Source organism: Paenibacillus harenae (assembly GCF_030812415.1).
GTDB classification, from domain to species: Bacteria; Bacillota; Bacilli; order Paenibacillales; family Paenibacillaceae; genus Pristimantibacillus; species Pristimantibacillus harenae_A.
Window position 1 is genome coordinate 410,546 of record NZ_JAUSST010000001.1, and the last position, 12,250, is coordinate 422,795.

The following is a 12,250-nucleotide window of genomic DNA, read 5'->3' on the forward strand; positions in this document are numbered from 1 at the left end:
GTTGAATATAGTATGACCCGGCGGTCAAATCTCATTCCTTTATTTCATCGATTGTCATCTGCCTGCCGTCTAGCCGCTCGAATAACAACTGCGTCGTTTCCTCAAGCGCGTCATCGACGCTCACGTGTCCCGGTTCCGGCAAGTCCTTGATTGAAGGCAATCCAAAGTATTCTAAAAATAATTTCGTCGTTCCGTACAAAATAGGACGCCCGATCGCTTCGGCTCTGCCTACTTCCTCGATCAGGTCTTTCGACACGAGCGAGCTAATCGCCCGTTCCGTCTTCACGCCGCGAATTTCCTCGATATCGATCCTCGTGATCGGCTGGCGATAGGCAACGATGGACAACGTCTCTAGGGCGGCTTGCGACAGTTGCGAGCGTGAAGGCGAATAAGCCATTCGCTCAAAGTATGGCGCATGCTCCGGATGCGTCGTCAACCGGTAAGAGCCGGCAACTTCCGCAATCTGCACGCCGCGCATCTCGCGCTCCAAATCCCGCTGCAAGTCGTAAACGAGATCGGCAGACAAATCGGTATCGATTTCCAATATGTCCGCGAGCTGCTTTTTGGTCAAGCCTTCATCTCCGGCCATGAACAGCAAGCCTTCAATAATCGACTTCAATTTCGGATAATCCATCTTGCGAAGATTCTCCTCTCCAATGTATAACGATGTCGTCGAACAGCTGATGCTGGAAGCAGCGAATATGCTTCATCTTCATCAACTCCAGTATAGCGAGGAAAGTGACGACAACCTCGTGCCTGTCCATATTTTCCCGAATAAGTTTCGAGAATCGGACGGTCTCGTATTGCTTCAGTACCACGACAATATCGCGGATCCGGTCCTTGACCGATATTTCGTCGCGTTGTACCGTCGCAATCACATTTCTCCTTGCCGCCCTGCGCAGCGCCTTCTGGAATGCCGCAACTAGATCGGATAGGTGCAAGCCTTCAACCGGATTGACCTTCTCTTCTTTCATATAAGGGGTCAGATCGTCAGGCTCGCGCGAATAAACGAGGCTGCGTTCGAATTCCTTCTCCCGCAGCTGCTCGGCTATTTGCTTGAATTTACGATATTCGACGAGCTTCTGAATGAGCTCGTCGCGAGGATCAAGGCCGTCGTCCTGCCACTCGTCGTATTCCTCCTCGAACACCGGAGGCTTAGGCAGAAGCTGCTTGCTTTTTATCGCCAGAAGGGTTGCCGCCATGACAAGGAACTCGCTCGTAACCTCAAGCTCCAGTTCCTTCATCGCATGCAAATATTCCATATATTGATCGGTTATCTCGCTGATCGACACCTCATGGATGTCGATCTCGGATTTGTCGATCAGATGGAGCAAAAGATCAAGCGGCCCTTCAAAAGAATCCAGCTTGTAAAGCACCGACACTCGTATTTCCTCCCGCGTTGCCGCTAGGGGATATTAACCCTGCAGCTGTTTCGTCAAATTAGCCATTTCGATTGCGCTGGCAGCCGCTTCGTAACCTTTGTTGCCTGCTTTCGTACCCGCACGCTCAATCGCTTGCTCGATCGAATCGACCGTCAACACGCCGAAAATCGTCGGCACGCCAGTTTTGAGCGCTATTGCCGCTACGCCTTTGGCAGCCTCGTTGCACACATAATCAAAATGCGGAGTTGATCCGCGAATAACGGCGCCAAGCGTAATAACCGCATCGTATTTGCCGCTCTCGGCCATCTTCTGCGCGATGAGCGGAATTTCAAATGCTCCCGGTACCCATGCGATTTCAACATCGTCTTCGCCTGCGCCGTGACGTTTGAATGCATCAAGCGCGCCGCCAAGCAATTTGCTGGAAATAAATTCGTTGAAACGTCCGACGACAACCCCGTATTTTAAACCTTCCGATACTAAACGTCCTTCATATATACGTGCCATTTTACCATCTTCCTCTCGTCCTGAATAGTTTTTAGGTTTGATTCTATAGCGATTCTAGAGCTATTACTGCTGCTGCGGCTCCTGCTCATCGAATTTGAGCATATGGCCTAGCTTCGTTTTTTTCGTGCGTAAATATTTACTGTTGCTTTCGTTCGCTTCCATTTGAATCGGAACGCGTTCGACGACTTCGATCCCGTAGCCTTCAAGCCCCTTGATCTTACGCGGATTGTTCGTCAGCAGCTTCATCTTCGAAATCCCGAGATCCTTCAATATTTGCGCGCCTATACCATAATCTCGCAAATCGGCAGGAAAGCCAAGCTTTAAATTCGCATCGACCGTATCCAACCCTTCTTCTTGAAGCGCATAGGCCTTCAGTTTATTAATTAAACCTATGCCTCTGCCTTCTTGACGCATATAGAGCAGTACGCCTCCGCCGGCCTCGTCGATTTGACGGAGCGCTGCTTCAAGCTGAGGACCGCAGTCGCAGCGATGGGAGTGGAACACGTCGCCGGTTAAGCACTCGGAATGTACCCGAACGAGCGTAGGCTGCTCGGTATCGATCTCGCCCTTCACCAGCGCAACATGCTCCTTGTTATCCATTATGTTCGTATAAGCGATAGCGCGGAACGTACCGAAGTCGGTCGGCATATTCACGTCCACGATTCGCTCGACGAGCTTCTCCTTCTCGTTCCGATAGCGGATAAGCTCCTGGATCGTAATAAGCTTAAGACCATGCTTCTCTTTGAAAATCGTCAAATCCGGCAGACGGGCCATCGTACCGTCTTCATTGATCACTTCGCAGATGACGCCGGCCGGCTTCGAGCCGCACATAATCGCCAAATCGATCGCCGCCTCGGTATGACCGGCTCTGCGCAGCACGCCGCCCGGCTTCGCGATGAGCGGGAATATATGTCCAGGCCGGCGGAAGTCCGCTGCCTTCGCAGTCGGATCGATAAGCGCCCGGACAGATAGCGAGCGTTCATAAGCCGAGATGCCCGTTGTCGTCGACGCATGGTCGACGGATACGGTGAACGCCGTTCCATGGTAATCGGTGTTATGCGTCACCATCGGCGGCAGCTCTAATTCCTCGGCTCTCTCCGGCGTAATCGGAACGCACACAAGTCCCCGCGCTTCCGTAATCATGAAGTTGATGACTTCCGGCGTAGCCTTATCCGCCAAGGCGATCAAGTCGCCTTCATTCTCCCGGTCCTCGTCATCGACAACGATGATCGCTTTGCCGAGTTTCAAATCCTCAAGCGCTTCTTCTATGGTATCGAACGGATGCGTACTGCCGTACGAGCTCGCGTTTGCATTCGTATTTGCCATCATGCTTCCCTCCCCGGATATACCCAATTGAATTTTCATACTCTATTTGAGCTTTATGACTTAGAGAAAACCGTTCTCCAGCAAAAATGCCGTGGATAGCTGAGACTTCGGCGCTTCGCTCTCCGGCTGCTTGAAGTGCAGCAGGTGGTCGACGTACTTCCCAATGACGTCGCATTCGATATTGACCGATTCCCCTGGCTTCTTGTTAAGAAATGCCGTCTCGCCAAGCGTATGCGGAATGATCGATACCGCGAATGTCTGGGCGGTGGTATCAACGACCGTCAGGCTAATGCCGTCGATCGTAATCGAGCCTTTCGGTATGACGTACCTTAGCGATGCCGGGTCATCCAGCCTGATGCGGAACACGACAGCATTCGCATCCGCTTCGCGTCCGATGATTTTGCCCGTGCCGTCGATATGTCCTTGCACGATGTGTCCGCCGAAGCGCGCTCCCGCTTGCATTGCCCGCTCCAAGTTGACCGGCTCGCCTGAACGCAGCGCATGAAGCGTCGACCGTCTGAACGTCTCGGGCATAACGTCGGCGGCAAATGAGCCGCTGTCGTAATCGGTAACCGTCAAGCAAACTCCGTTGACCGAGATGCTGTCTCCAATCCGAACACCTTGTAGAACGAGAGTTGCCCCAATCGATAACCGCATCGCTTCCCCTTGCTTCTTAACGCCCTTCATCTTGCCTACTTCCTCTATTAATCCGGTGAACATCTTAACCCTCCCCTCGATTTCATTGAGATTTTAAGTTTCCTTACCCCAATGAACTTGTATATACGGGATAGCCGGATACGCAGATGTCCTCTCCCGCCATCTCTACGGACACGCGCTCAAGCTCTATCGCATCCGCCATTTTCTCGAAGCCTTCGAACGTGAACGTTCCCGGCGCAGCAGCGCCGCCAATAATTTTCGCCGCGTAATACAAAATGATTTTATCGATGAGACCCGCTTCCAGCATCGCGCCGTTCAGTGCACCGCCGCCTTCCAGCAAAATCGAACCGATCTCCAGCGCGCCCAGCTTCTTCATTGCCTCGCGTAGATCGACTTTGCCGCCGTTACCGCTTATGACGATTTCGACGCCTGCATCCGTCAGCGTTTGCCTTTTATCGGCATCCGCCCTCTCCGTCGTAAGCACGATCGTTCGTACGGTCCGATCCGTTACGACCTTCGCACCCGGCGGAACCCGCAGTTCCGAGTCTACGATAATGCGCGTCGGATGAATCGCCGGTACGGAAGCGCGCGTAGTCAGCGAAGGATCGTCAGCCAGCACCGTTCCGATACCGACCATAATCGCTTCATGCTGATGGCGAAGCGTATGTACCTGCTCGCGCGCCGCCGCTCCCGTAACCCAGCGGCTGTCGCCGGTCTTTGATGCGATCTTGCCGTCCAGCGTGCTCGCCGTCTTAAGCGTAACGAACGGAAGCTTCGACGTAATGTACTTGTTGAACTTCTCGTTCATAAGCTGAGACTCGGCTTCAAGCAAGCCCACGGTTACCTCGATACCCGCTTCTCGCAGACGCGAGATGCCTCTGCCGGCCACTTGCGGATTCGGATCGCCGCTGGCTACAACGACCCTCGATGCCTTAGCATCGATAATCCGCTCGCAGCATGGCGGCGTCTTGCCGAAGTGGCTGCATGGTTCCAGCGTCACGTACACCGTAGCGCCTTCCGCTTCACCGCCGGCCATCTGGAGAGCGTGAACTTCCGCATGCCCCGTGCCCCGCTTCAGATGCGTGCCAATGCCGAGAATTCGGCCTTCCTTGACGACGACGCAGCCGACAACCGGATTAATGCCGGTCTGGCCTGATGCTTTGGCCGCCATTGTAAGCGCAAGCCGCATATAATACTCATCATTCAATACGTCCATGAACGCAAAAACACCTCCATCGGCATGCTTTACGCCTCGGAGGTGATGTTTGAAACGGAAGATAACCATTGCGACAAAACCGTATAATCGAGAACAGAAAGCAAAGCTAATTACATTCACCGTCGTTAAGCGATGAAATGAAATAAGCTTAGCCGGAACTCCGTTCGAAATAAACCGCTTATGCAGCGGTTAACGGTCCATACTAGCGCTATTGAAACAAACCTATCGAGCTTGTGAAAGTTAGCACAAGCCAATAAGCATGAATAACATAGCTGTCGCAAGCATCTCCTTCTCCCATCCAGACTATACTGTCGGTCCCGGAATTACACCAGGTCCACCGCTTCGTAAAGAAGGTTCATGCGTTTATCGCGTCAACCATTCGATTCGAACCGGGTCACGGACTAACGAGTTGCGCTAAGCAGTGCGGTTATCCGCTCCTGTATGCGTCGCTCGATCACCGCCGGTTGGGAATTTCACCCTGCCCCGAAGGAAAGCTGCAAAAATTAATTTATGAATAGTGATTAGTTATTCCTTTATACACTGAAGAAATATTACCACTTGCCCAACAAAAAAGCAAGTAATCCGTCTAAGTTGCTTGCTTAACTTGGAACAAATGATAGATATCGAATAGTCCTATTATAGTTGACTAACAAAATAAAAAACAGCCGTAATTCCCAATATTTGAGAATTACGGCGGCTTTCTTGGATTATGGTTGTTAAACAGCAGTAACTTCGACTTTCTCCATTTTGTCTCCGCCTTTAAGCGCGTCAACAAACTCCATGCCTTTCGTTACTTTGCCGAATACCGTATGTCCGCCGTCAAGATGCGGCTGCGGTTGGTAGCAGATGTAGAACTGGCTGCCGCCCGTATTACGGCCGGCATGCGCCATAGCGAGCGTGCCGCGCTCATGCTTGTTCGGGTTGATCTCGCAGTTGATCGTGTAACCAGGGCCGCCTGCGCCAGTGCCGTTAGGGCATCCGCCTTGCGCGACGAAACCAGGAATAACGCGGTGGAACGTAAGACCGTTATAGAACCCTTCGTTCGCAAGCTTCTCGAAGTTTGCTACTGTATTGGGAGCTTCTTGGTCGAACAAATCCAAGTGGACTTCTCCGCCGCTTGCCAGCTTGATTTTTGCTTGTTTAGCCATTGCTGCATCTACCTCTCTTTTTCAACGAATACTCTTACGTTACCAATTTCAAGCTTATTTCGCAAGCGTTGATTTTTGCAGTCTTGCCGGAATAACGTCGTTGCATACAATATTATCGAGCGATTCGCGCTTAACCGCAAGATCGGCCTCGCCGTCTTTCACGAATACGACAGCCGGACGACGTATACGGTTATAGTTGCTTGCCATCGCATAGTTATAAGCACCTGTGCAGAATACGGCCAGCAGATCGCCGCTCTCCGCCTTAGGAAGCTCCAGATCCCAAATGAGCATGTCGCCGCTCTCGCAGCATTTGCCCGCGATAGAAACCGTCTCTTCCTTAACGTCGTTCGCACGGTTCGCCAAGATGGCTTCATATTGCGATTGGTAGAGCGCTGGGCGAGGGTTGTCCGTCATGCCGCCGTCGACGGCGATATATTTGCGAACGCCCGGAATGTGCTTGCTCGTGCCTACCGTGTAAAGCGTGGTGCCCGCGTCGCCAACCATGCTGCGGCCCGGCTCGACCCAAATCTCGGGCAGCGGGAATTCCGCTTCGGTGAACTTCGCTTTGATAGCGCCAGTTATCGCGCCAACGTATTCGCTAATCGGAAGCGGCGTATCGCCTTCCACATAACGGATGCCGAAGCCGCCGCCAAGGTTGATCACTTTGAACGTAAGTCCAAGCTCGGAGCGAATCGCAACGGCAAAGTCAGCTACTTTGTCAACGGCCATGCGGAATCCTTCCACTTCGAAAATTTGCGAACCGATGTGGGAATGAACGCCCAGCACCTCAAGGTTCGGCAATGCGATTGCTTGTTCAATCGCTTGCTTCGCTGCGCCGTTGCCAAGGTCGAAGCCGAACTTCGAATCTTGTTGGCCTGTCGAAATGTAGTCATGCGTATGCGCTTCAACGCCCGGCGTAATACGGAGCAAAATGTTCACTTTCTTGCCTTTGTCCGCAGCAAGCGCGTTCAGAAGGTGCAATTCAATAAAGTTGTCGACTACGAAGCAGCCGATGCCTGCGTCAAGCGCCATGTTGATTTCTTCAGGCGTCTTGTTGTTGCCGTGGAAGTGAATGCGTTCCACCGGGAAGCCTGCTTGCAGAGCCGTATACAGTTCTCCGTCGGATACGACGTCAAGAGACAAGCCTTCCTGCTCGGCGATTGCGCACATCGCCATTACGCTGAACGCTTTGCTTGCGTAAGCGACTTGGAACTTCAAACCGGAAGCTTTGAACGCTTCGACATATTCCTTTGCGCGTTGGCGCACGAGTGCCTCGTCCACAATATAGAGAGGCGTGCCGAATTTATTAGCTAGGTCGGTTACGTCGCAGCCGCCGATTTCCAAATGACCGTTATTGTTAATAGTGCTGGTTCCATGCAAGTACATAGTTTTCCCTCGACTTTCCTCTATCTGCGGACAGATAGAACGGTTAATTTGCATCTATAGCATCAGTATATCGCAAACTAACCGCTGCCGAAATGGATAATTTCACATTTCATTTGCATTCTTTGTGAAACTACTCCGTACTCGGCATCTTGTCCCGCTGCTGCGGACGCAATAGATTCGGTCGCGTCCGATTATGGAGCACAGGTTGACGAATGATAATTCCCCATAACGCCCGCATATCGAACGGAATGAAAGGCCACATATACGGGCGATTGAACGAACGCTCAAGGGTTAGCATCATAAGGATCGCAGTCGTGGCGATTACGAAGCCCGGTACGCTGAAAGCAGCGACGGATATAATCAACACCAGCCTCACGATCCGATTGGCAAGCCCAAGCTCATAGTTTGGCGTCGCGAACATGCCGATGGCAGCAACAGCCATATAGAGGATCACCTCGTTGACGAACAGGCCAGTCTGTACGGCAATATCGCCGATCAGAATAGCCGCAACGAGCGACATGGCCGTCGCAAGCGATGTTGGCGTATGAACGGATGCCATTCGCATCAGATCGACGCCGATCTCCGCTAGCAAGAACTGGACAATGAGCGGAAGATGACCTGTTTTTGTCGGTCCGATAAACGCAAGCGCCGTCGGCTTAATCTCGGGGTGCAAAACGAACAGCAGCCATATCGGCAGCAGAAACAAGGAGGCGAAGATGCCAATGAATCGAACCCATCGCAAGTAGGTCCCGATGAACGGCGTCTGACGATTCTCCTCCGCATGCTGCATGAGGTCGGAGTATGTCGTCGGCAGCGTCATTACGCATGGCGATGTATCGACGAAGACGGCGACGGCACCTTCAAGCAAATGGGCCGATACCGTATCGGGCCGCTCCGAATAACGAACGAGCGGGAACGGATTCCAGCCTCGCTTGACGGTTGCTTCCTCCAACTGCTTGTCCGCTAGCGGCAGACCGTCCAGCTTCACCATCGAAAACTTATCTTTGATCGACTTCACAAGCTTCGGATCGGCCAAATCGGCAATATAGGCGATGCACACATCCGTTTTCGTACGCTCGCCAATCTGGATGATCTCGTAGCGCAATTGCGGGTCGCGAAGCCTCCTGCGAACGAGCGAGACATTCGTCATAAGCGTTTCGACGAAGCCGTCTCTTGAGCCGCGGACGACTTTCTCGAGCGACGGCTCCTCAGGGCCGCGCGACGGGAAGTTCTTCGCGTCGATAATTAGCGAAGCAGGCTCATTATCGATAAACAGCGCCGTCGCTCCTGACATGACGCAGGTCAGCATCTCATTCCAATCCGGCTGCTTGACGACTTGCGCGGCAGGCACGTACATATTCAGAAAGGCATACAGAGCATCACCCGTCAAATCATCTGGATGCAAGTAAGTCAGTCTCTTCAACACTTCGGTTAACAGCGTATCCTTCACAAGTCCGTTCATGAACAGGATGGCTGTTCTCCGCTCACCAAAGGTCATCTCGCGTACAACGACGTCGAAGCTCGTCTTGTATCCAATCTCGTTCTCCAGCCGCGACAGAACATCATCCAGCCTTTCAGGTATCGGATTCTCCTTGTTCTTATCGTTCGACCCCGATGATACTTCATGAATACGATTGCCCATCTGCGAAAAACCCGATTTCTCCGCATCTCCGCTTCCATGACGAGACTCCTCTTGCTTCTGTTCATTAGGCATGGACGATTCGCCATGATGCACCGCGTCTTCCCCGCCTGTTCCCTCGCCGCCCTGATGCTCCGAACGCATATCCGGCATGCATGCTCACCTCTTCGACATTTAGTTTAAAGATTACCATTGAAATACTAGCCAATCGAACAACGAGCCTAACGTTTTGCCAAGCACCATTGCCATCACGAGAGCGACCATATAGTCGGATAAATTCATTCTTTTGGCCATGATCGGAAGAACGTTCATAACCTCCGTCAGCGCAGCGGCCAGCATGCCCACGAACAGTCCGTCGAACAAGCCGGCGCCGCTAATGATAATTAAGGGATGCCAGCCCAACTCCCAATCCATGAAGTCGGCGAAAGTCCAATACATCGCCCCGCTTATGACCGCCGTTTCGAACACGAAAGACATTCGGTAGGCGTTCGCAAGCTGCGCAAGCCTCGGAATAAGGTCAATGACGATCAGCAGCGCAACGAGGCCGCTTCCGACCGCCAGCCCTCCCGCCAATCCAAGCAAGCCGATAAACACGTTCGCAAGCGCATCAGCCATCGCTGCCGCCCCGCGTTTGATCGTAATCCGACTTCCTGCGCATTTCGTCTGCGATAACGTAGGCGTTCACGTTTTCCTGGTACATATAGAGTTCGACTTCCAGAGGATTCGGTTCTTCGTTGAACCTTTTGCGGAATAAATGGTTGAAGAACAGAACCATCCCGAGCCCAATGCCGAGCGAATAAGGAATTTGGAACCAGAGCGGGTGCTCGATTTGCTTGCCGCTGATGAGCTCGACAATGCGGGTATGTACCTCCTTCATGCTGACATCGGTGTGGAAATTCATTATTGCAAGCCCCGCGCCGAAGAAGAGCAGCAGCCATGAAAGCACGAGAACGAATATGCGCGGTTTCACCGGTTTCTCCGCGACCATGACGAGCACTTGCGGATCGCCGTATGCCTCCACCGACAACCCGGGAAAGGCTTCCCGGATCGCCTTCACGATCTGCAGCAAATCGATGACGACCCGATTGCCGTCTGCTTTCCTATGCTCGTACAGCACGAGCTGCTTAAGCTTCTGCTCCGTCTCCGCGTCCGCCGCCAGCAGCCGGGCCGCTTGGCCTAGCGTGAGACGTTGCTCCGGGCGCATATATATTCGTTTCTTGAGACGCAGATAGAGGAGCGAAGGCTTATTTGCTTCCATCTGTCATCTTCCCTTCCGACGATTCCTTGGATTTTGTTTCCCTTTTAGTATGAGATAAGGCCGTTTCGGATACTCATGCTTAAGTAGGTAATAAACGGAAAAAAACCAGTTCGCCCTATTGGGCGATCTGGTCTCGGATGGACTGCAATATTTTTTTCTCCAAGCGCGATACTTGGACTTGCGATATGCCGAGCCGGCTTGCGACCTCGGATTGCGTCTTGTCCCGGTAATAGCGAAGGTAGACGATGAGCCGCTCTCGCTCGCTAAGACCTTCAATCGCCTCGACAAGCGCAAGCTTATCGAACCATCGATCTTGCGATTCGTCCGCGATCTGATCCATGAGCGTAATGGGATCGCCGTCATTCTCGAACACGGTCTCGTGAATCGACGTCGGAGGCTTATTCGCCTCCTGGGCGAACACGACTTCCTCCGGCGTAATGCCGAGCCTCTCCGCGACTTCGCTGATGGTCGGCAGACGGCCAAGCGTCTTGGACAGCTCATCCTTCATCTTCCGAACCTTGTTGGCCGTCTCCTTAAGCGATCTGCTTACCTTAAGCGTCCCGTCATCCCTTAAAAACCGCTGTATCTCGCCGATAATCATCGGCACGGCGTACGTCGAGAACTTGACGTCGTAGGACAGATCGAACTTATCGACCGACTTCAGCAGGCCGATGCAGCCGATCTGGAACAGATCCTCCGGTTCATACCCGCGATTGATGAACCGTTGAACAACCGACCAAACAAGCCTTATATTGCAACTGACCAGCGTATCTCTTGCAACTGTATCGCCCGACTGGCTTAATGCGATGAGCCGTTTAACCTCTGCATCATCCAAGTATGGCTGGGCTGTATGTTTCAAATCGACTTCCATGAGGTTCAACCCCTATGCCCTAGTTGTAGAGCGCTTTTTTCGATTCGATTCGCTTCTGCATCGCAACGCGGGTTCCGCCGCCTGACGTGCTGGAAACCTCGAAGCGGTCCATAAAGTTTTCCATGATCGTGAATCCCATTCCCGAGCGCTCAAGCTCCGGCTTGGATGTATACAGCGGCTGTCTTGCCAGCTCCAGATCTTCAATGCCATGACCGTTATCCGTAACGGTAATGGAGACGGAGTCGCCTTCAATCGTTGCTTCAATCGTCACTTGACATGACGGATCGCTCTCGTAACCGTGAATAATCGCATTCGTTACCGCTTCGGAGACGGCTGTCTTCAGATCGTTCAGCTCGTCCAGCGTCGGGTCGAGCTGCGACACGAAGGCCGCCACCGCAACGCGCGCGAAAGCTTCGTTCTCCGACTTTGCGCTAAAGGAAAGCGTCATTTCATTCGTTCCAGTCATGACACCACCTCCAAACTGGTAATTGCGGTACGTTCATTGTCGTGCATCGTTATTATTTTGAATATGCCAGACAACTCGAACAGCCGCTGCACATTCGGGTTGACGTCGCATACGACCATCTTGCCGCCCCGGCTCTTCACCTGCTTGTACCTGCCCAAGATGACGCCAAGACCGGAACTGTCCATAAATTGCAGCTCCTTCAAGCTTAGAATGACGTGATCCGTCTTTCCCCGGGCTATTGCTTCCTCCATCTTGAAGCGCACGACGTCAGCCGTATGATGGTCAAGCTCGCCCCGAAGACGTACGATCAGCATATTGCGGTAATGCTCCAACTCTGCTTGCAGACTCATTAAGCTGCTCATCTCCTTCATTTCGAGATAGAACAGCATTCTCCAAG

General features: G+C 52.6%; 14 protein-coding genes and 1 riboswitch. All 14 genes read right to left on the reverse strand.

The window, feature by feature from the left end; genetic code table 11:
• Positions 1-31: 31 nt before the first annotated feature.
• The 14 genes from scpB to spoIIAA all read right to left on the reverse strand — a co-directional run bounded on the left by scpB (position 32) and on the right by spoIIAA (position 12,203).
• Positions 32-634 carry an SMC-Scp complex subunit ScpB gene (scpB, locus tag J2T14_RS01915; protein WP_307201692.1) on the reverse strand — a complete coding sequence of 201 codons (603 nt, stop codon included), beginning with the start codon at positions 632-634 and terminating at the stop codon, positions 32-34.
• Positions 603-1,382 carry a segregation and condensation protein A gene (locus tag J2T14_RS01920; protein WP_307201694.1) on the reverse strand — a complete coding sequence of 260 codons (780 nt, stop codon included), beginning with the start codon at positions 1,380-1,382 and terminating at the stop codon, positions 603-605. Before J2T14_RS01920 ends, scpB begins: the two co-directional genes overlap by 32 nt.
• Positions 1,383-1,415: 33 nt before the next feature.
• Positions 1,416-1,886, reverse strand: a complete 471-nt coding sequence (ribH, locus tag J2T14_RS01925) for a 6,7-dimethyl-8-ribityllumazine synthase (protein WP_307201696.1) — start codon at positions 1,884-1,886, stop codon at positions 1,416-1,418.
• A gap of 63 nt (positions 1,887-1,949) precedes the next feature.
• Positions 1,950-3,215, reverse strand: coding sequence for a bifunctional 3,4-dihydroxy-2-butanone-4-phosphate synthase/GTP cyclohydrolase II (locus tag J2T14_RS01930; protein ID WP_307467234.1), 1,266 nt, complete (start codon positions 3,213-3,215; stop codon positions 1,950-1,952).
• 57 nt (positions 3,216-3,272) lie between these two features.
• Positions 3,273-3,932, reverse strand: a complete 660-nt coding sequence (gene ribE / locus J2T14_RS01935; protein WP_307467236.1) for a riboflavin synthase — start codon at positions 3,930-3,932, stop codon at positions 3,273-3,275.
• Positions 3,933-3,972: 40 nt separating this feature from the next.
• Positions 3,973-5,085 carry a bifunctional diaminohydroxyphosphoribosylaminopyrimidine deaminase/5-amino-6-(5-phosphoribosylamino)uracil reductase RibD gene (ribD, locus tag J2T14_RS01940; RefSeq protein ID WP_307467239.1) on the reverse strand — a complete coding sequence of 371 codons (1,113 nt, stop codon included), beginning with the start codon at positions 5,083-5,085 and terminating at the stop codon, positions 3,973-3,975.
• A 282-nt stretch (positions 5,086-5,367) separates the two neighbouring features.
• A riboswitch (FMN riboswitch) is annotated at positions 5,368-5,580 on the reverse strand.
• A 221-nt stretch (positions 5,581-5,801) separates the two neighbouring features.
• The gene (locus tag J2T14_RS01945) at positions 5,802-6,233 is read right to left on the reverse strand and encodes a peptidylprolyl isomerase (RefSeq protein WP_307201704.1); all 432 of its coding nucleotides are present in this window, start codon (positions 6,231-6,233) and stop codon (positions 5,802-5,804) included.
• Between the two features lie 54 nt (positions 6,234-6,287).
• A complete protein-coding gene (gene lysA, locus J2T14_RS01950) occupies positions 6,288-7,619 on the reverse strand; it encodes a diaminopimelate decarboxylase (RefSeq protein ID WP_307467241.1) in 1,332 nt (443 codons plus the stop codon).
• Positions 7,620-7,749: 130 nt separating this feature from the next.
• Positions 7,750-9,411, reverse strand: coding sequence for a spore germination protein (locus J2T14_RS01955; RefSeq protein ID WP_307467244.1), 1,662 nt, complete (start codon positions 9,409-9,411; stop codon positions 7,750-7,752).
• Positions 9,412-9,444: 33 nt separating this feature from the next.
• On the reverse strand, positions 9,445-9,873 hold the full coding sequence (locus J2T14_RS01960) for a stage V sporulation protein AB (protein WP_307467245.1): 429 nt from the start codon (positions 9,871-9,873) through the stop codon (positions 9,445-9,447).
• A complete protein-coding gene (locus tag J2T14_RS01965) occupies positions 9,866-10,516 on the reverse strand; it encodes a stage V sporulation protein AA (RefSeq protein WP_307467246.1) in 651 nt (216 codons plus the stop codon). Before J2T14_RS01965 ends, J2T14_RS01960 begins: the two co-directional genes overlap by 8 nt.
• A 115-nt stretch (positions 10,517-10,631) precedes the next feature.
• Entirely contained in the window at positions 10,632-11,387 is a 756-nt protein-coding gene (gene sigF / locus J2T14_RS01970; RefSeq protein WP_307201716.1) for an RNA polymerase sporulation sigma factor SigF, read from the reverse strand.
• A 19-nt stretch (positions 11,388-11,406) separates the two neighbouring features.
• On the reverse strand, positions 11,407-11,853 hold the full coding sequence (gene spoIIAB / locus J2T14_RS01975; protein ID WP_307201719.1) for an anti-sigma F factor: 447 nt from the start codon (positions 11,851-11,853) through the stop codon (positions 11,407-11,409).
• Positions 11,850-12,203, reverse strand: coding sequence for an anti-sigma F factor antagonist (gene spoIIAA / locus J2T14_RS01980; protein WP_307201721.1), 354 nt, complete (start codon positions 12,201-12,203; stop codon positions 11,850-11,852). The genes spoIIAB and spoIIAA overlap by 4 nt, the downstream gene beginning before the upstream one ends.
• Between the last annotated feature and the right edge of the window lie 47 nt (positions 12,204-12,250).

What these genes read in the sequence shown, in the direction of transcription:
- spoIIAB (WP_307201719.1), bottom strand. Translation starts at nt 11,853, where the DNA reads ATGACTGGAACGAATGAAATGACGCTTTCCTTTAGCGCAAAGTCGGAG.
- sigF (WP_307201716.1), bottom strand. Translation starts at nt 11,387, where the DNA reads ATGGAAGTCGATTTGAAACATACAGCCCAGCCATACTTGGATGATGCA.
- J2T14_RS01930 (WP_307467234.1), bottom strand. Translation starts at nt 3,215, where the DNA reads ATGATGGCAAATACGAATGCAAACGCGAGCTCGTACGGCAGTACGCAT.
- scpB (WP_307201692.1), bottom strand. Translation starts at nt 634, where the DNA reads ATGGATTATCCGAAATTGAAGTCGATTATTGAAGGCTTGCTGTTCATG.
- J2T14_RS01955 (WP_307467244.1), bottom strand. Translation starts at nt 9,411, where the DNA reads ATGCCGGATATGCGTTCGGAGCATCAGGGCGGCGAGGGAACAGGCGGG.
- spoIIAA (WP_307201721.1), bottom strand. Translation starts at nt 12,203, where the DNA reads ATGAGTCTGCAAGCAGAGTTGGAGCATTACCGCAATATGCTGATCGTA.
- J2T14_RS01960 (WP_307467245.1), bottom strand. Translation starts at nt 9,873, where the DNA reads ATGGCTGATGCGCTTGCGAACGTGTTTATCGGCTTGCTTGGATTGGCG.
- J2T14_RS01945 (WP_307201704.1), bottom strand. Translation starts at nt 6,233, where the DNA reads ATGGCTAAACAAGCAAAAATCAAGCTGGCAAGCGGCGGAGAAGTCCAC.
- ribD (WP_307467239.1), bottom strand. Translation starts at nt 5,085, where the DNA reads ATGGACGTATTGAATGATGAGTATTATATGCGGCTTGCGCTTACAATG.
- J2T14_RS01965 (WP_307467246.1), bottom strand. Translation starts at nt 10,516, where the DNA reads ATGGAAGCAAATAAGCCTTCGCTCCTCTATCTGCGTCTCAAGAAACGA.
- ribE (WP_307467236.1), bottom strand. Translation starts at nt 3,932, where the DNA reads ATGTTCACCGGATTAATAGAGGAAGTAGGCAAGATGAAGGGCGTTAAG.
- ribH (WP_307201696.1), bottom strand. Translation starts at nt 1,886, where the DNA reads ATGGCACGTATATATGAAGGACGTTTAGTATCGGAAGGTTTAAAATAC.
- lysA (WP_307467241.1), bottom strand. Translation starts at nt 7,619, where the DNA reads ATGTACTTGCATGGAACCAGCACTATTAACAATAACGGTCATTTGGAA.